The 19,371-nt window shown below is 41.5% G+C and carries 16 protein-coding genes; 7 read left to right on the forward strand and 9 right to left on the reverse strand.

Annotated features, from left to right (window positions below; translation table 11 throughout):
- Window positions 1-65: 65 nt before the first annotated feature.
- Window positions 66-443: a hypothetical protein gene (locus HH214_RS08165; protein WP_169606855.1), complete on the reverse strand. Its 378-nt coding sequence runs from the start codon at window positions 441-443 to the stop codon at window positions 66-68.
- A gap of 385 nt (window positions 444-828) precedes the next feature.
- On the opposite strand from HH214_RS08165, the gene HH214_RS08170 reads away from it, so the two are divergent.
- Window positions 829-1,203 carry a DoxX family protein gene (locus HH214_RS08170; RefSeq protein WP_169606856.1) on the forward strand — a complete coding sequence of 125 codons (375 nt, stop codon included), beginning with the start codon at window positions 829-831 and terminating at the stop codon, window positions 1,201-1,203.
- Between the two features lie 66 nt (window positions 1,204-1,269).
- Here the strand turns inward: HH214_RS08170 and HH214_RS08175 are convergent, their stop codons facing one another.
- Window positions 1,270-1,560, reverse strand: coding sequence for a hypothetical protein (locus HH214_RS08175; RefSeq protein ID WP_169606857.1), 291 nt, complete (start codon window positions 1,558-1,560; stop codon window positions 1,270-1,272).
- A 164-nt stretch (window positions 1,561-1,724) separates the two neighbouring features.
- Complete coding sequence (locus HH214_RS08180; RefSeq protein WP_169606858.1) at window positions 1,725-3,425, reverse strand: glycoside hydrolase family 3 protein; 1,701 nt, start codon at window positions 3,423-3,425, stop codon at window positions 1,725-1,727.
- Window positions 3,426-3,576: 151 nt separating this feature from the next.
- Here HH214_RS08180 and HH214_RS08185 point away from each other — a divergent pair, with 151 nt between their 5' ends.
- Both HH214_RS08185 and HH214_RS08190 read left to right on the forward strand, forming a co-directional pair.
- Window positions 3,577-4,221: a porin family protein gene (locus tag HH214_RS08185; RefSeq protein ID WP_169606859.1), complete on the forward strand. Its 645-nt coding sequence runs from the start codon at window positions 3,577-3,579 to the stop codon at window positions 4,219-4,221.
- Between the two features lie 149 nt (window positions 4,222-4,370).
- Window positions 4,371-5,447 (forward strand): acyltransferase, encoded by a 1,077-nt coding sequence (locus HH214_RS08190; protein ID WP_169606860.1) that lies wholly within the window; start codon window positions 4,371-4,373, stop codon window positions 5,445-5,447.
- 25 nt (window positions 5,448-5,472) lie between these two features.
- On the opposite strand, the gene HH214_RS08195 is transcribed toward HH214_RS08190, so the two are convergent.
- Both HH214_RS08195 and HH214_RS08200 read right to left on the reverse strand, forming a co-directional pair.
- Window positions 5,473-6,408, reverse strand: a complete 936-nt coding sequence (locus HH214_RS08195; RefSeq protein WP_169606861.1) for a nucleotide-diphospho-sugar transferase — start codon at window positions 6,406-6,408, stop codon at window positions 5,473-5,475.
- Window positions 6,409-6,411: 3 nt separating this feature from the next.
- Window positions 6,412-8,253: an ABC transporter ATP-binding protein gene (locus HH214_RS08200; RefSeq protein ID WP_169606862.1), complete on the reverse strand. Its 1,842-nt coding sequence runs from the start codon at window positions 8,251-8,253 to the stop codon at window positions 6,412-6,414.
- 230 nt (window positions 8,254-8,483) lie between these two features.
- On the opposite strand from HH214_RS08200, the gene HH214_RS08205 reads away from it, so the two are divergent.
- The gene (locus tag HH214_RS08205; RefSeq protein WP_169606863.1) at window positions 8,484-11,642 is read left to right on the forward strand and encodes an ATP-dependent helicase; all 3,159 of its coding nucleotides are present in this window, start codon (window positions 8,484-8,486) and stop codon (window positions 11,640-11,642) included.
- A 203-nt stretch (window positions 11,643-11,845) separates the two neighbouring features.
- Here the strand turns inward: HH214_RS08205 and HH214_RS08210 are convergent, their stop codons facing one another.
- The gene (locus HH214_RS08210; RefSeq protein ID WP_169606864.1) at window positions 11,846-12,406 is read right to left on the reverse strand and encodes a hypothetical protein; all 561 of its coding nucleotides are present in this window, start codon (window positions 12,404-12,406) and stop codon (window positions 11,846-11,848) included.
- A gap of 211 nt (window positions 12,407-12,617) precedes the next feature.
- Here HH214_RS08210 and HH214_RS08215 point away from each other — a divergent pair, with 211 nt between their 5' ends.
- A complete protein-coding gene (locus tag HH214_RS08215; protein WP_169606865.1) occupies window positions 12,618-13,451 on the forward strand; it encodes a DUF3800 domain-containing protein in 834 nt (277 codons plus the stop codon).
- 344 nt (window positions 13,452-13,795) lie between these two features.
- Here the strand turns inward: HH214_RS08215 and HH214_RS08220 are convergent, their stop codons facing one another.
- Entirely contained in the window at window positions 13,796-14,221 is a 426-nt protein-coding gene (locus tag HH214_RS08220; protein WP_169606866.1) for a nuclear transport factor 2 family protein, read from the reverse strand.
- A gap of 421 nt (window positions 14,222-14,642) precedes the next feature.
- Window positions 14,643-16,292, reverse strand: a complete 1,650-nt coding sequence (locus HH214_RS08225; protein ID WP_169606867.1) for a sensor histidine kinase — start codon at window positions 16,290-16,292, stop codon at window positions 14,643-14,645.
- A gap of 239 nt (window positions 16,293-16,531) precedes the next feature.
- Between HH214_RS08225 and HH214_RS08230 the strand changes: the two genes are divergently transcribed.
- A complete protein-coding gene (locus HH214_RS08230) occupies window positions 16,532-17,167 on the forward strand; it encodes an RNA polymerase sigma factor (RefSeq protein WP_248282235.1) in 636 nt (211 codons plus the stop codon).
- Window positions 17,164-18,681 carry a porin family protein gene (locus HH214_RS08235; RefSeq protein WP_169606868.1) on the forward strand — a complete coding sequence of 506 codons (1,518 nt, stop codon included), beginning with the start codon at window positions 17,164-17,166 and terminating at the stop codon, window positions 18,679-18,681. The genes HH214_RS08230 and HH214_RS08235 overlap by 4 nt, the downstream gene beginning before the upstream one ends.
- Window position 18,682: 1 nt before the next feature.
- On the opposite strand, the gene HH214_RS08240 is transcribed toward HH214_RS08235, so the two are convergent.
- Complete coding sequence (locus tag HH214_RS08240; RefSeq protein ID WP_169606869.1) at window positions 18,683-19,366, reverse strand: FkbM family methyltransferase; 684 nt, start codon at window positions 19,364-19,366, stop codon at window positions 18,683-18,685.
- Window positions 19,367-19,371: the final 5 nt, after the last annotated feature.

A 19,371-nucleotide genomic window follows, 5' to 3' on the forward strand; every position in this document is an offset into this window, starting at 1 on the left:
TCAACAAAAAAGGGATTGATATCAATCCCTTTTTTGTTGAGATAAAATTATTCAAGAAATAACTTTTATTTTTTAATCTTAATTAAAGATTGCCAGTAAGCAAAAATGTTCAGCATTAATATAATAATGTAAATCGTAGGTATAATTAATAAGTAATTTCTTGAACCATTTATCTTAACATTCTTTATGAAAATATATGCTGGTAAAGCATACAAAGCCACAACAACAATTATCAATCCCAAGTGCCATCCTGTTTTATAGGGCTTAGTCAATGATGCGTATCCCATGTATCCTATACTTGTTATAAGCAAAACCTCGATAATATTCATAACAAGAACTACAAGAAATTTATCTCCTCCAGAATAAACGAAAATTGAGTAAGACAATGCTGCAATTAAAGGCAAAACAAGCATTAGAATAAGTAATAACTTCAATAATTTCATACCATTTAATTACACTTGAAAGTAGATTGGAAGCTTATTTAATATCTTACAAGCTTCTGCCTTAACCTACATAGTTGCGTACAGTCTGTATCGCTTTTATAATATATGCATGCTTTTACCCGTAGGCAATTTAGATGCAAGGCTACCTATAAAACTAAAAACTTTGGAAGGTAAACGTGTTTTCCAGAATTCAACTATTGCATTATAATAGCTTTAGGACTATACACTGCCATAAGTAATATGTGGCATATCAGTAAATTATGTAAAACAAAACACTTATAGATGAAGGGTATTAGTTAATTATTCTGTATGAGTTACTTAGCCCAAAGTTCCTCTTGCATCTATTACCAATATTTTGTAGTTTGTTCCATTTAATCTCCAATATATGAAAATTATCATGATTATCGTTCGTACGCTAATGGGGCTTTTGTTACTGTTTGCGTCCGTTAGTTTTTTCTTTAAGCTGATGCCTATGCCGCAGGCAACAGGTCAGGCTAAAGTGTATAACGATGGCTTGGCCGTTGTAGGTATCATGAACATTGTGAAGGTGCTGGAATTACTTTGTGGACTAGCTTTTGTTACTGGCCGTTTTGTTACACTGGCGGTTGTAGTGATTTTTCCGATACTGATTAATATCGTTTTATTTCATGCAGTAGTAGCGCCCAGCGGCTTAACATCAGGAGCATTATTGCTGGTAGGCGATTTATTTTTGGCTTATTATTACCGTCGGAACTATGTATCGCTATTTGCTATAAAATAGTAGTAACTAATTTACAGCAAGCATCAAGGCCGTAGTAGTATTTTAAAACTAAATTATATTTAATATTTACTTCAAATACTGCTTTTTAAAATCATCAGCCAAGGTGAGTGCCGAACGTGTAAACTCCGACATCATATCAGCTTTTTGGTCGATAGTAACCTTACTATGGGCATAGTCTTTAAGCATATACTGTAATATGCCAGTATACTGCTCGGTAATTACTTTTTCTATCACCTCATCGCACTTGTGGCTTTTGTCGAGTTTAGAAGCGGTAATTTCTTTTTTAAGTTCTTTATCTAAATGAAGTTTTATAGTGTCCAGTTTAATTCTGCAAAACTTCTTTAATGTATTTTCCATTTTAATGCAACAAAGATGGCGCTTAGTACTTGGCTACTGGTAGTAGCCATTCAGGTTTACCAGCCCTCTAACACCGCTTACCTGCTATTGTTTACGCTAGCTTAACGGATGTGTATTCTTATGCGTCATGTTGTTCTCAGAATTCACATTACAACACATCAATACTACAAGCTTCGTGTAAGGCCAATATGTACTGGTAACTTACCAGTAGCTTTAAACTGTTTGGTAATTACCCCTACTGCGGCGCGTTGCATACCTTCATCTTTCTGGTAACCTACCAGTAATGCACCGCTTTGCTCAATACCCGGCAGTGTATCCAGCGTATACGGATTAGCAAACAAACTAACCACGGTATTTGGATAAGCCGCCAAGCGGGCTATAAATTGTTTTAACCCAGCCGTATAATCTAATTGGCTTTGCGGGCGAAGTCGGGTATCATGTATGCCAATGATGATCTGCTCGTAGCTTTTTAAATTAGTAAGTAATGCACTCATCTGATTAGCAGAAGCTCCCTTACTCACCTGAAACATACGGCCGGCTGTAAAGTATCTGGCTAGTTCCTGCTGGTAAACCGTAGGCGTTTCTACCCCAATACTTACCAAAGCCGTAGCTTTAGTTGGGTCAAGATATTGCAGCAAGGTATCGCCTCTTAATACGGTTATAGCTGCATTGCTTAACTGTTGCACTAAGGTTTTACTTTGAGTACGGTTCAGGTCGGCTATTAAATGTGTAGTATCTGCCGGTTGGTAATGGTTTAAGCCTGCCCAATATTTAGCAGCCAGTACTTTCTTAACCTTGGCATCCAGTTCTGCCTCAAGCACGACACCTTTACGAACAGCTTTTTTAATTTTTTTGATAGCTAATGCTGAGTTTTCTGATAATTCTAAAATATCATTTCCAGCTATAAACGCCCGCAAATCAGCTTCCCCTGCCGGAAAATACTTGGTTACGCCTTTCATCTCCAACGCATCGGAAACGACCAAGCCTTTAAAGCCCAGCGTATCTTGCAATAAGTTGGTCACAATAGGCCGAGATAGGGTTGATGGCAGATGCTGTGTGGTATCCAGCGCCGGGATGTTCATGTGGGCTACCATAATACCACTGATACCTGCCGCGATAGCTTGTTTAAATGGATACTCTTCCAAGGTGTCCAGCCTTGTGCGTGTAAAATTTAGCTGTGGCAAATCAAAATGCGAATCCACATTGGTATCACCATGACCGGGAAAGTGTTTGGCGGTAGTTAATAAGCCTCCCTGTTGCATACCCTGCATATAGGCAATGGCCTTTTGTGCTACGTTGTACTTATCATCACCGAACGACCGGTAATTAATAACCGGGTTATTCGGATTGTTATTTACATCCATAACCGGCGCAAAATTCATCTGCATTCCTAAACGCTTAAAATCATAAGCCACCTGCCTACCCATTTCGGTAATCAGTGTATTATCACGAATAGCACCTAATGCCATTTGGTAAGGGTAAGATATTACTGAATCCAGGCGCATACCCAGCCCCCACTCACCATCCATAGCAACCAGTAAGGGTATTTGCGCTAATTTTTGATACTGATTAGTTAACATGGCTTGCCGCATAGGTCCACCCTGAAAAAAAACCAATCCTCCTGGTTGTTGGCATTTAATTACTTTAGCTACTGAATCGGCATAAGCCTGCCCTTTGTTGGTATGTGCGCGAATGAAAAACAATTGCGACACTTTATGCTTGCGATTCAATTTGCTAAAAACCGAATCAACCCAATGATTTTGCTTATCTAAAGATTGAATATAAGTTGGCGATTGCGCATGCGCACAACTAAACACGCCTGCCAGCATTATCACGGCAACAATTTTAACAACAGATTGCTTCATAAAGGAATGGGTAAACTACCCTTGTAAAAGTATAGTTTAAGTGTGCAAAATGCACCTTTAAACGTTTATGTAATTTTTTTTCGATACTGAATAAACCTATGGGCTAAGTTATCATCTAAAAATCAATTCAGTTTAATTAAAACTTATTGAGATGATGAAAAAATTATTCTTTTTAGCCCTAGTGCTAATGATAGCCGGATCGGTTAACGCACAACACCGCTGGTACCGTCCGCAAGAGCGTTCTGACGATTATTACCAGGTACGTGTAGGACTTACCGGCGGGTTAAACTTTGCCAATACGGTAAGTTCAGATAACCCAGACTTCAGCACCAACACCAAAACCGGTTTTAATGCAGGTTTGTTTGTGGATATTCCAATTGCTTACCCGCTATCTATCGTTCCAGAAGTGTTGTACTCACAAAAAGGTTATCGCGCCAGCTTTACTGATGGTAGCCGGTTTACTCAACGCGCCAACTTTATTGATGTGCCTATCTTATTAAAAATTAAAGTGGCTCCGGTATTGAATATTTATGCTGGTCCGCAGTTTTCATTCCTGACAACTACACGCAATACTAATTACACCGGCAATATTGTTGATTACGAGAGCCGTTATAATTACTATGGTGATAAAAGCTTTGTTGACGGAAACTTTGGTGTAGGTATTGACCTGAACAAAAATGTAGAGCTTCGTGGTAACTACACCATTGATTTCAGAGAGAACAATCCGAATGGCAGTTCAGGTATTCCGGCCTACCGTAACCAGGTTTGGCAAGTTGGTTTAGCCTTCAAATTGTAGTAAATAGGTTAGTTTTATGTATGTATGGCCATCTGTTTAACAAACAGATGGCTTTTTTATTATGGCTTTTATACCTGCTGCATACCAAATACCCGGTTATGATGTTAATATTTGATATTATTGCACTATTACTGTACTAAATACAATTTATGCCCGCTGAAGAGAACCTGATTAATGACAAGCCTCAACGTAAAAATTACGATTTTGTTGACCATATCAGGTGCTTAGCCATGATGGCTATTGTAGCCGAGCATAGTTTAAATTCTTATGTTTTCCCCAATAATTCAGCCAAGTACTGGGCTTACCTGTTGCTTACACAGATTAGTAAATTTGGCACCATTGCCTTCTTTTTGCTGGCAGGTTTTTTAATAGGCGACAAGTTTACGGATTATACACCGGGCCAGTACCTTAAACGTCGTTTTTCCAACACCTTTGGTCCGTGGCTATTCTGGTCGGTAGTGTACATTTTGTGTTTCATCATCAACCTGCATGTTAAAGAAAACATGTATCATGATGGGCGCTTTAATCTAACCAATATTCTGGAAGGTGTTCGTGTTACTTACCTGTACACCAATTATTGGTTCATCATTAATTTTATGGTGAGCATAACCTTGCTGCTCATTTTCAAAAATTACTTGTACAACCCTAAATTTGGTTTGCTGCTGCTCTCCTTCACCACATTTTACTGTATTAACATTCATTATGAATGGGTAGATCCTAGCCATACCATAGCTATATTAGGCTTTGTATTCTTCTTATGGCTAGGCGCACAACTTCGCAAACATTGGGTAATTACCGAAACCCGCATACAAATGGTATCGTACCCCGTTCTGATTGGTTTTGTATTGCTTACTTACGCTGTTTCAATTTTTGAAACGGTAATATTGAAAGCTAACCACAGCCTTGACCCTTACAATACCATTCGTTTCAGTAATGTACTATACTCATTAGCCATGTTCGCTTTATTGCTTAAAGTGAAAAGGTTTAGCTGGCTAAATTATCTGAAACCACGTGATACTACCTTTGGTATCTATCTGATACATTTTATTTTGGTGACCTATGCCATTCCTGAAATTTTCAGACCGTTACACCTTGACGTAATGACCATGTCTTTAATAGCTTTGTTAGCATTTAAGCTATTCTCTTTTGTACTGGTTTATGGAATTACCTGGGGTTTGGTTATGCTGATTAATAAAACATGGATTAAAAGAATTGTAGGCAATTAATCTTAAAAGCTAGTATAAATCTGTTTTAGATACTTTTTACATTTATCCATCTTTTAAACCGTCGACTTAATTTATTATGCTTCCTATAGCGTTCGACTAAATTAAATTCATACGAAAGGGTTAATAAATCAGCTTGCTTTTCAGGTAAAATATACTGAGGAGCTATTATTTCATTTATTTCTTGTAGTTGTATAGCTGCATAGCTGTTAATATCATCCATATCATGGGTACTACCACTACCAAAACCAATATTACTAATTAGATTGCTGTTCGGGATAACTGACAATCCGTTATTAAAAAAATTTAAAAAAGTAAGTTGGTAGTCCCAGGTATTAACTTTACCAGCCTTTACGTCATTGAATATTATTTCCCAACTATCCAAAATCAAGTGGTCTGTAAATATTTTAGCTAATTGCGTTCTTACTTCACTGGCTTCATACAACTTTAACTCTTTATCATATTGCTCCCAAACTCTACGCCAACCTGCCCAGCCCCATACGTGAGTTAAATTAGAATAGTAGTAACTACCATCACCCCATATTTTACCTTGTTGTAAATTAGCGCCACCTATATGCCGAATACGGGTATCATATCGATACTTTTCCAGTAAGGTATCGCAGTATTTAAAAAAGCTTTCAGCGGGCAGGCAATCATCTTCCAGAATAATCCCTTCTTCCTCGTGTTCAAAAAACCAAGTAATGGCCGATGAAACAGCTTCTTTACACCCATAGTTTTCATTGTGGTAGAACTTTTTCACTTCACATTCCCAATCTATCTGCTCACAAATTAAACGTACCTGCTTACAAAGCTGAGCTTCGTCAGGCTTGTTATACCGGGGACCATCAGCGGCAACATATAAACGTTTAGGCTGGGCAGCTCGAATTTGATTAAATACTCTTGCTGTGGTATCAGGCCGTTTAAAAACAATAAACAATACGGCTGATTGGGTTTGATAGGCCATAGGTTAGGCAGTCTGAAAGGTTTGCATATCAATCAACTTGCGGTATAAGCCGTTGTTTTGCAGCAATTCGGTATGTGTACCCTGCTCCACCACGCAGCCTGCTTCCAGTACAACTATCAAATCAGCATTTTGTATAGTACTCAGGCGGTGCGCAATAATGAGCGAGGTACGGTTCTTCATTAGGTTGTTCAACGCATCTTGCACCAACTTTTCCGATTCAGTATCCAGCGCTGAAGTAGCTTCATCCAGCAGCATAATAGGCGGATTACTTAACACCGCACGGGCAATGCAGATACGCTGTTTTTGGCCTCCAGATAATTTGGTACCACGGTCGCCTACGTTAGTTTGATAACCTTCTTCCGTACTCAGAATAAAATTATGCGCATTAGCAATACGGGCAGCGGCTTCTACCTCATCAGGTGTAGCTCCTGGTTTACCGAAGGCAATGTTGTTGTAAATGCTATCATTAAACAAAATAGATTCCTGGTTTACAATGCCCATCAGGCTACGTAACGAATCCATAGTAACAGCATTAATGTCATATCCATCCACAGTAATCGTTCCGCTTTGCGGCTCAATAAAACGTGGTATCATATCCATTAAGGTAGATTTACCCCCGCCTGATGGACCTACCAAGGCCACCGTTTTTCCTTTCGGAATATTCAGGCTAATATTATGCAGCACCTCCTTATCGCCGTAAGCAAAAGACACGTTGTTGAACTGCATACCCTTTTCAAAACCTGTTAAGGTGATTGCATTAGGTGCATCGGTAATCAGCGGTTTCTCGTCAATAAGTTGCAGTACCCGCTCGCCGGCAGCTATACCGGAATGAATACTGCTGAACGAATCAGAAATAGCCTTAGCTGGTCTTGTTACTTGCGAGAACATGGCAATATACCCAATAAAGGCTGCTGCACTTAAAGTAGTAGATTGATTATTTAAGATCAAGTAACCTCCATATAACACCAAACAAGCAATCATGGTAACCCCTAAAGCTTCAGAAACCGGAGAGGCTGCCTGTTGCCTGCGAGCCATTGATTTTACCAGGTTGGTATATTTAACGTTTTCTTCATCAAAGCGCTGTTTAGTATAACTAGCAGCATTAAAAGCTTTGATTACTTTGATACCCGATAAGGCTTCATCCAGGTAGCTAATCATAACACCATAGCTTTTTTGCGAAGCAACCGCCTGTTGTTTCAGGCGCTTTACAATGCGAGAAATCAATAGAGCTGATATGGGAATAATCAGCATGGAATAGACCGTAAGCTTAACGGATGTGGCAAACAGGAAGCCTACATAGAATATGATTTGTAAAGGCTCTTTAAATATCACCTGCAAAGTGCCGGTAACCGAGTATTGTACAATCTGCACATCCGAAGCTATTTTGGAGATGATATCGCCTTTACGCTCGTTGCTAAAGTAGCCTAGGTGTAAATCCAGCACGTTACCAAAAACAGCCCTCCGCAAATTAAGCAAAGTATGGGCTCGCATGTTTTCCATAGTGCGTTGTGACAGATAACGGAATAAGTTGCTTAAGAATACAGATACTATTATGGTACCACAAACAAACTGCAAAGCCCCCCAAGAACCATATTTACTGACAATTAAATCAACATAATAGTTAAACGTTGCACTCATATCCAACAATGATGGCTTAGAAGCAGCTGTTCGGGTTGCAATACCTGTACAATCATTATTTTTAAAAAACAACGTTTGCAACAACGGAATCAATAGCGCTAAATTTAGCGTATTGAATATAACGGAAAGCGTGGTGGCTATAAAGTAGGGTATTGCAAACTTCTCAATGGGTTTAGCAAAGGAAAGTAACCGAAAGTAAGTTTTCATTCACACAATTAAACTTACAAAAGTAGGTAAAAAGTATGTAAGTAGATGAGCATGAATTAGGGTAAGTTTATAGTTAACTACATGTTATTTATAAGTTTTTTATGGATGAATGATCCAATTACAAGCCTAAAATCAATCCAGCTTGTGAAACTATTTACAGGTTTTATAAGCCTATTATCAAAAAAATGGAGGCATGCTTTAATTCTGTAATTCTGATTTATCTTTGAGTAATGCAGCCTTCTTCCGAAAAATATAATCAGAAATTTGACGAAATATTATCCAGCCTGAATACTGAGCAGCAAGCCGCGGTAAACAAGTTGGATGGCCCGGTATTGGTGGTAGCCGGCCCTGGTACAGGCAAAACCCAGATACTGGCGGCCCGTATCGGCAAGATACTGTTGGAAACCGATGCTCAGCCCAACGAGATACTGTGCTTAACCTACACTGATGCCGGTGCCGTAGCCATGCGTAAGCGTTTGTTTGAGTTTATTGGCCCTGATGCTTACCGCATTAACATTTATACTTTTCATGCTTTTTGTAACGATATTATTCAGGAGAACCTGGAGTATTTTGGCAAGCTGAGCCTGGAACCTTTAACTGATCTGGAATCGGCTATGCTTTTTCGGGAGCTGGTAGATGAGTTTGATAAAGACCACCTGCTGAAACGCTTTACCGGCGATATTTACTATGTTGTACCGCGCCTGAAAAGCCTGTTCAGTACCATGAAGCGTGAGAACTGGGAACTACCGCTGATTGAACAAGCCATTACCGAGTACCTGGATGACTTACCCAACCGTGAGGAGTTTATTTATAAACGCCCCAATGCCGCTAAAGGCATCAAAAAAGGTGATGTAAAGCAGAAGGAGATTGATGAGGCCAAAACCATTATGGATAAGCTGCTGTGCGCCTGTAAGGAGTTCCAGAACTATGAGGTGAAGATGAAGGAGCGCAGCCGGTATGATTATGACGACATGATTATCTGGGTACTGCGTGCTTTCCGCGAAGATGAAAACCTGCTGCGCCGCTACCAGGAACGTCACCAGTACATTTTGGTGGATGAATTTCAGGATACCAGCGGTTCGCAGAATGAATTGCTGAAGTTTTTGCTGTGCTACTGGGAAACGCCCAACGTGTTTGTAGTAGGAGATGACGACCAGTCCATCTTCCGTTTTCAGGGGGCCAACATGAAAAATATACTGGATTTTGCCGGCGATTATGTAAGCACCCTGTACACCGTGGTACTGAAACAAAATTACCGCTCTAACCAGGTGATTCTGGATATATCGAAAGCGCTTATCAACAATAATAACGAACGTTTAACCAGTCAGCTGAGGTTGGATAAAAACTTAAAGGCGGCACACCCGCGTTTTGACAGGAATATGGTAGAACCGGTAATTAACGAGTACGTGAACCCCGACCAGGAGCTGGTGGATATTGCCCGGCAGATGGAACAGCTGATAGCTAGAGGCACCGAACCGGCCGAAATAGCGGTTATTTACCGCAACCACAACCAGGTAGAAGAATTGATACACTACTTGGATGCCAAGCAAATAGCGGTAAATACCAAACGTAAAATTGACATTCTGGCGCTGCCCTTTGGCGAAAAGATTATAAATATTTTGCGCTACCTGGCTATGGAGCTGGATTCGCCGTTTAGTGGGGATGAGCTGCTGTTTGAAATTATGCACTATGACTTTTTCGACATTCCGCCTATCGAGATTGCCAAGGCCAGCATTGCGGTGTCTAAAGCCAACTACAGCATAGCGGCCGATGAGACTAAAACTTCCATCAGGCGTTATGTGAGCGAGATGCAGACGGCGGCGCAGGCCACCTTGTTTGAGGAACCGAAAAACGTAGCCATGAAGCAGCTGGTTACCGACATTAACTTTTTACTGAAAGCCTCGGTAAGCCTGAGCATGCAGCAGCTGTTTCAGCAGGTAATTACCTGTTTGGGTATTTTGAAGTATGTAATGCAGCAGCCCGATAAAGGCTGGCACATGGAGGTATTAACTACCCTGTTCAACTTTGTGCGTGATGAAGCCCGCAAAAGCCCCGAAGGCAAGCTGAAAGACATTATCACGACGGTGGATTTGATGCAGAAGAACAACATCCGGCTGGAGCTTACCAAGATGATTGGCGCCGAAAACGGTATTAATTTCATTACCGCGCATGGCTCTAAAGGGTTGGAGTATGAGCATGTGTTTTTGCTGGGATGCACCAAAAAGATCTGGGATGCCAAAGGCCGCAACACCGGTTTTAGCTTTCCGGATACACTGATGCAATCGGCGGGGGATGAAACGGGGCAGCAGGAAGAGTCAAGGCGATTGTTTTATGTGGCGCTTACACGGGCCAAGCAGTGTTTGGTGATCTCGTATGCCTCGCATGACCGTAACGGCAAAGATCAGGAAGCCTCGCAGTTTGTGGGCGAAATTTTAGCCACTACCCACTTGCAGGTAAACTATCCGCAGGTAACGGATGAGGCCATGATGGGCTACCTGGCTACGCAGTTCAGCGAGGCAGATAAGCCGGTGGTAGAACTGCTGGATAAAAATTACATCAGCCAGTTGCTGCAAAACTATGTACTGTCGGTTACGCACCTGAATAGTTATTTAGATTGCCCGCTGAAGTTCTACTTCCAAAATTTGATTCGGGTACCGGCGGGTAAGAGTCCGGCGATGGCGTTTGGGTCGGCGGTGCACCATGCTTTGTATAAGTTGTTTGACCGCATGAGCAAGCAGGATAACCATTTCCCGCCGTTAGATGATTTTATCCGCGAGTTCCGGTGGTTTATGTACCGCAACCGCGATGCCTTTAGCCATGATGAGTTTAAGCTACGGATGGATTACGGCGATAAGATACTCCCGGCCTTTTACCAGCAGAATGTAAACCACTGGAACAAGGTAGTACGCGTAGAAATGCCGGTACGCAACATTGTGATTAACGGCGTACCCGTAAAAGGGCACCTGGATAAGGTGGAGTTTTATGGCAAGCAGGCCACCATTGTAGATTACAAAACCGGCAAGCTCAAGTATGCCAAAGAAAAGCTGATGCGCCCTACTACCAACCAGCCCAACGGTGGCGACTACTGGCGGCAAGCGGTTTTTTACAAGATGCTGATTGATAACGACCGCAGTAAAGACTGGCAAGTAGCCAGCACCGTATTTGATTTTGTGGAACCCATTGATGGCCATGAGTACCACAAAGAAAAAATTGTGATTACGCCCGACGATGAAGCTTTGGTAACTACCCAGCTCACCGAAACCTACCACAAAATCATGAACCATGAGTTTGCCATTGGCTGTGGTAAAAAAGACTGCGACTGGTGCCACTTTGTACGCAGCAACTTCAAGCAACCCGGCAACATACTGGAAAGCGAAGGCGTAGAATAGCCCTGCTCACTCCCGCTTTAACGAGGATGCCGAAGTGTTACAGGTGTTACATGTTTCAGTGTGTAACACCTGTAACACCATGAAACACTGTCAAACCATTGGCAGTGGTGGCACTGTTTTGTCAGTAGAGTTATTGGGTTTGGTTAGGCACAAGTAACCTTTACTCTGCTTATTCCTACATACTTGCGCCAAATGGGAGTTGTTTAATCGTAAGCAGCTCCAACTCTAGATGGTGTCAACAGCAGGCATTCTGCTGCTTGTGATGCTTTACCATCAAAATTTAACATGTGAAATATAGTTTCACCATAATGCTCCATGTCGTCACGTATTTTATAATAATTCAATAGAGTATTTCCAGTGGCTGCTTTCACTCCCCCAAAATCAAACTTACAGCCTAATTGATAGTCATAGATGAAGGGTTTAATGTAAGTTTTCTTGTACTTCCTGAGGGTGTTCATTAATATGTTATCCTGTTCCAGAGCATGAATAGCGTGAACCAAAGCATCCTGTATGATTGTTACTGAATCTTTACTAAATACAAGATTAACTACTTTCCCCTGAGTACTAATATTGAATTTGATAAAAATACACCCTCTGCGACATAATGACTTTAGTGCTTTATTGTCTGGTTGATAAAATTTAGCGAGGCAACTAGCAACACGTTCATCAATCTGCTCGGTGTTCAGGTCATTATGTACCTGGGCTATCGCTTTAAAAGAAAGAATTGAGAGCAACAGTAAAATGCAAATTTGTTTTAGATTCATTATTGTATTATTTAATTACCTGTAAATCATACTGTCTTAGCAGGGCCTCTCGTTAGAGGATCTTGCATCGGGGCTGAGCTAGTGCTAGCAATATATGGTCTCCCTCGGAAGGACTTGAGGAGACAAGCAAAATGTTATTTATTGCTTATCTTAGCTTTCAATATTAATACTTGTTTATTAAACAATAATTATTATCTTTTATCTTTGATGAATGGCTAAAGAGTATTTCCTTTATTGTGACGAATCTGTAGAGAACGGCCAATACTATTCAGATTTTTACGGTGGTGCTTTGGTCGAATCAACATTCTACGATCAAATAGTTAGAAACTTAGAAGATAAAAAAATAGAGCTTAATTTATTGAAGGAAGTAAAATGGAATAAGGTTACCGACAACTATCTTGAAAAATATAAAGCTTTGATAGATATGTACTTTGAGTTTATAAAGGATGGTAAACTCAAAATAAGAATTATGTTTAGGCAATCTGCTTATGAAGCTATTAACCTAACAGAACAGCAAAAGGACAATGGATTCTTCTTATTGTACTATCAATTTATTAAACATGCTTTTGGTTTTATGAATATTCCTGAAGCTGAATCAAAGGAAATGAAGCATTTAAGAATTTTCTTTGATGAATTGCCTGATAATAAATTAAGATGTGAAGAATTTAAAAGCAAAATATATGGTATCCAATCCTTGAATCAGTTTATCAGAGCTAAAATCCTCATCCGCAGAGAAGATATAGTGGATGTCGATTCAAGTAAGCACGTTATACTACAAGGTATGGATATTATACTAGGCTCAATGGCTTTCCGGTTAAATAACATGCATAAAATTAAACCAGCCGGCTCTAGAACAAGGGGAAAAAGAACAATAGCAAAGGAAAAACTTTATAAACACATATTAGCGCACATAAGAGATTTAATTCATAATTTCAATATTGGAGTTAGCACCGGCGGCATTTATGAAAGTAGATGGACTGATGCTTATCGACATTGGAACTTTGTGCCGAAGAGCCATCGCATAGATGAAACTAAATTTAAATAAAAAACCCCATCTAAGCTACAAAAGCTCCCACGTGGAACGTGGGCCTTCACTTTGACAGGGCGTTACAAAACTAATTGTAATATTTTAAATATACAACATTTTATTTGCATAGCTGTTTTTTTTTTAAAAATAAAGGTATAATACCACTATCCGAAGTCTTCAAACTTTAATCACAGCAAAAATATTTTACCTCCGTCTTAGCAGGGTCTCTCGCTAGAGGACCCTGCGTTGGGGCTTAAGCTAGTGCCAATACCTACCTTTACTAGCAGCCATTCTGGAAGACGGACACCCATAAAAAAGCCCGCACGGTGGCGGGCTCTTCACTATCAACTCACTTACTAAAATTATTTGAATACGGAATATACGTCGGTAATTTTCCAACCTTCGCCGGTATTGGTTAGGGTTACGTAGTTGGAGCGTACAAAATTGTTGTACTGCATATCTACCTTTACAATACTCATGTCAGTGTTGCTTTCTACCACTTCGGTATTTACCGAGCAATCTTGCACTACGCCGGCATTCGCATCTACAAAACTCATAATGTCCGCTTTATCCATACTTACTATTTTCTGGTTGCGTACCGTTCTGAACTTAGCCGACTCATCAATCACGTCATTTAAGCCTTGCGTTTTTCCCTGGCTCATGGCATTGATATAAACATCAATTGCATCTTCTCTTGTTAATCTGGCGGCATTCGGGCCGTCTGCTTTAGCTACAAAAGAGGTAATTACCAAGGCTACTGCTAAAGCAAAAAGTTTAAAATTTTTCATTGTCTTTATATTTCCATTGTACTTCGTAGTACACGTATATAAGACGATGCATAGCTTGAAAAGTTGCACTATTTCCCTTGCTTAAATGCGATTTGCAATGTCATTAATACTATGCATGCATAGTTATTTTATTAATAACGAAACCTATAGTTGTTTAAACATTCAAATAGAAAACAACCATTTTACTGACTTTTTCCATCACTTACCTAAACCGGAAAATGTGTAAGAAAGCTGTTACGTTATATGCTAAAGCTACAAACCAACGCTGATTGGCCCTGATTCTACCTGTTGCCAGGGTTGCTTGCTGATGGGTTACATCCATGCAGACACCTGCCTGAGGAACGGTTTAAACGGAAACGTTTTAACGGATGGCGTTATCATTTAAAAACCGCGACTTGCTGAAGTTATTTCTGCCGAACACCTAACCTTGCAGCGGTAAGCTAAAGTAAAAGGTGGAACCTTTGCCAATCTGGCTTTCCACCCATATTTTACCGTTATGGCGCTGCACAATTTCAGCACACAGGTATAAGCCAATACCAAAGCCCGATATGTTTTGCGTATGCTTACTCTCAATGCGATAATAACGGTCGAACAGTTTTTCTACATTCTCGGGCTTAATGCCCATGCCTTCGTCTTTCACGCTTACCTGCACCTCATTGCCCATCTCCTCGCATTTCACCTCAATCTGCTTGCCCCTGGGCGAATATTTAATGGCATTACTCAGCAGGTTCGATATTACACTGCCAATCTTATCACGGTCGGCCAGCACGCTTACTGGGTTGCAGGGTAAAAAAACAATTTTGTGTGTAGATTGAATCAGCGCGGCTTCTTCGGTCATTTCTTTCACCAGCTCATCCATCAGGAAAGTTTGCTTGTTTACCTGTATCTTGCCTGATTCCAATCGCGATACATTTAAAAAGCCGTTAATCAGGGCCGTCATTTTCTTTATCTGATTTACGGCTTTGGTTAGTGCGCCGGCTGTAAACGTATCTTCGGCCTTGTTAGCTTTAGCCAGCAGCATTTGTATATACCCGTTCAGCGAGGTAAGCGGTGTTTTCAACTCATGGCTTACCATGCCGATAAAATCGTTTTTGCGCTGCTCATCCTGCTTGCGTTCATGAATATCAATAAACGAACTGATGTAGCCGGTAAAGTTATCGTTGCTGTCAAAAAGCGGTGTGCCCTTAGCCAGCAGCCAGCGGTAGCTACCCTGGTGGTTAACAATCCGTATCTCGTCGGTATAAGGCAACCGTTCTTTAAAGGCCGATAAGCAACTGTTCAGGTGCCGTTCCATATCATCAGGGTGCACCACCTTAATCCACCCGAAGCCCAGCAAATCTTGCCGGGGTTGGCCGGTCAGGGTTATCCAGGCCTTGTTACAGTACACCGTATTACGGGTAATATCACTTACTGCAATTAAAACATCGGTACCCTCGGCCATAGCCCGAAAGCGCACCTCACTTTCAGAAAGCTCTTTGGTGCGGCTTTTTATGCGTTCTTCAAGGTCTTCATTTAACTTTCGCAGCGTTTCCTGCGCATGGTACAGCTCCTGGTTGGCCAGCGCCAACTCCTCGTTAACCGCAGTGAGCTCCTCGTTGGTCATCTGTTCGCGCGTTAAGGCGTCTGCCCGTTCGGTGGCGGCTTTCTTTACCTCATTTATCAAAATATGATGTGTAATATTATGTGTAGTGCACATCAGATATTGTACATGCCCATCTGCACCCACAATAGGCACATATTCGGTTTGCCACCAGGCAGCCTCTGTAGCCTGCCCGTTTGCGCTGGGCATATCGTACCTTACGGCGGCCAGCTTTACTACTTCATTGTTGCGAATGGCCCGCTCAATGGCCTGCTGAATCACGGCTTCACTCTCCTTACTGCTGCGGCTGGAGTCAGTCAGGTCTTTAATACCTTTGCCAATTAAATCTTGCCCAACGGTGTTGCTCACCATCTTATACAGCTCATTACAAGCTACTATAGTATAACGCGGCGCATCGGCTTTAATCACTATCCGGGGTTCGGACAGATGGTTAAACAACATTTGAAACAGGGTATCATTTGGCGCATTCATCACAAATCATTAATAAGGTTACAAGATACCATTGGTATAATTGGTTATTTGCAGAAAGATAGCAGTCTTATAAAAGCTTTCCAACTCCTATTTTTGAATACGTTCACGATAGCACACCTTTGTGTAGCTGTTACACTTATGGATGATTGGTCAGCTTATACCCCGGCAATAGCTATGCAGATTGGCGCAGATTAAAAAAAGTTAAATTTCATCCCAACGTTTTAACTTGCAGCTGCGTAATGCATACAGGAGAACTATGTGTACCCAAACCTCTAATACCTTTAATGAGCCTGTTCAGGAGTAAGCCACATCATCAGCTTATTGCAGGTTGCAAGGCTAACGAACGTTCGGCGCAGGAGGGTTTGTACAAACTGTTCTATGCCGATATGCTCAGGCTATGCTACCGTTACCTGAAATCGGATGAGTTAGCTGCTGAGGCCCTGAATATGGGTTTTTTGAAGGTGTTCCAGAACATTAACAGCTTTGACCAGCAAAAGGGCGAACTAGGCACCTGGATAAAAACCATTATTGTTAGAACCTGTATTGATTTAAACCGTAAAGAAGCTAAATTTATAGAAGCTACCGACCTTGCAGAAGATGCCCACGCCGCTTTTATTGCCCCCGAAGTGCTAAACAAACTATACGTGCAGGATTTGGTAAAGGCCATACGCCAGTTACCAACCGCTACGCAACTGGTGTTTAACCTTTCGGTAATTGAAGGCTATAACCACCAGGAAATTGGCGAACAGCTTCAAATTAGTGAGGGTACTTCAAGGTGGCATTTATCGCAAGCTAAAAAACTGCTGCGTAATATGCTGCAACCGGCTAACCCCAGCACCAATGATCCAACTGTAAACCCTAACGAGGCCTTATGAAAAAGTCAGCATGGTATCATAAACTTTGGCGCAAAAAGCTGGATAGCCTGCCGGTTCAGAACAATGCTGACTCAGCCTGGGCCGACATGAGCAAGCTGCTGGATGAGCACCTGCCTGCGGCAAATACCGGTGCCGGCAATAAACTAGTTAAGCCTTTCGGCACCAAGCTAATTTCTTTACTGGGCTATATTGTACCTGCAGCTGCTATGGTAGGCGCCGGTACTTACCTGGCCAGCCACACTACCATCATATCCAAAACCAAACCTGTCAAGGTAAAGCCTACGCATTACCAGCACAAACCACATGAGGTCATCAGCAACGATAGCATTAATAGCATTCAAGATACACTAACTAACCCGGCAGATAGTTCGGCTATGTTTCAAGCTCAACAATCAGATTCGATTAGGGCGACAGGTAATGATGAAAATGCGATAACTACACCTCAGAACAATAGTTTGCCTACTCTTTCCGGCACTCCTAAGGGAAATCCAATTGCAGGAATGAATGCTCCTGTTGGCACTACCCCAAATCAGGTTTATACACCATCCGCCTTGTTGCGAAAAAGAAGCGGGTTGTCAGGCCGTACTACTACAGGTTCGCTTAGCCATAATCAGCATACGCTTAAACCATCTGCCAACGTACAGCCGCAGGTTACATCGGCTTTGTTTATGTCATCATCAGCCAGCAGCCATAAGACACAGCCGCGTGTAACCGGTAGTTCGGTTGATTATACTACCGCACAGCAACCTACTGGTACAAATAATACAGCACCAATGGCAGTGGTAGGCTCTGCATTAACTAACAATACAACGGCTCAGCAGAATAGCAAAGCGGACGCGCAATTAAGGGAAAACAGTAAAAAGCTTAAGACCGTTGCCTCCTCTACAAAAAATAAAACGGATAAGAATAAGCTACCTAAGCAAAGCAGTCAGTCTAATTTCCACTTTGGCTTGGAGGGTGGATTAAATACTGCCAGTTTAGGCAAAAGCTTTTACGCGGGTGCTTTTGGCTCTTATCAAATTGGGAAACAATGGCTTATTGGTACCGGTTTGCGGCTGGATGCTGCGCGAGCCTTATCGGGCCAGCATAGTTATAACTATGGCACTCAAGATTCTACCGCCTTTACCATAACAGACACACGGAAAATTACTACTTTATCGATTCCTGTTCGGCTTACTTATCAGCTCACCGACAGGATCAGCCTGTATGCCGAACCCCAACTTAGCTTTGTTACCCATCAGGGCAGCGTTAGTACTAAACTGGGCACTATTGCCAACCGCCGGGATACCTTGGGGCATACCAGCAGCATTGACTCGGCTTTTAAACGCAACTCGCTTAACAATAAAGTAAGTGTAGGTATAGCAGCCGGCATTAGTGTGCGTGTAAGTGGTTCTTTTTATATAGATGGCCGATTGTTGCAGAACCTAACGCCTTATAAAGTAAATACGGGTTTGGGCAACTATCAGCAGCGTTACCGTACTATTCAAATCGGGGTACGTTACAACATTAAGTAACTTACTGTTGCAATTTAAAAAATAGCGTACGCATGGTTTTAGCCACCAGCTTATAACCACGTGCCATTAAAAACTGGTACACGTCGGCATTGGTTAACTGCTGAATGTCGATGCTGGCTTCCACCATAATAAACAAGGGCTGATAGCGGCTCCAGTCATTAGATTGCAGCACCGCCAAGTCAACGCCCTCGGCATCAATGTTTAAAAAATCAATGGTTTGTCCAGGTGGTAAATGCTGATCTAATACCTGGGCTAAAGGCACGGTAGGTACAGGTATAATTTTTTTGATAAAATACCGCGTGGTGGCCGATTTATATTCCGACGCTTCCTGGTTAAAACTGTTTAAGGCCGGTTCATTAAAACAATAAAAAGGCAAAGTCCCTTCCTGGGTATGAATACCTACATTCAAGTTAATATCCCGCTTACGGAACATTTGGAAAAGCTTGATGGCACCAGGCGTAGGTTCAATATTAATGCCCTTCCAACCTTGCTGATAAAAGTGCAGCGTATTGGAGTATCGGAATGGGTGATGAGCGCCTACATCCACGTAAAAGCCTTTGTATTTTTTACGGCCTTCAAAAAATGAGTGGTAAATCATGTCCTCCCCTTCTTGAGAATATGACCTACGGAAAAAGAACTGATCAACCGGAAACTTTTTCTTTAAAGCTTTTACAGATAATTTCATGGCGT

The organism is Mucilaginibacter robiniae (assembly GCF_012849215.1).
Lineage (GTDB): Bacteria > Bacteroidota > Bacteroidia > Sphingobacteriales > Sphingobacteriaceae > Mucilaginibacter > Mucilaginibacter robiniae.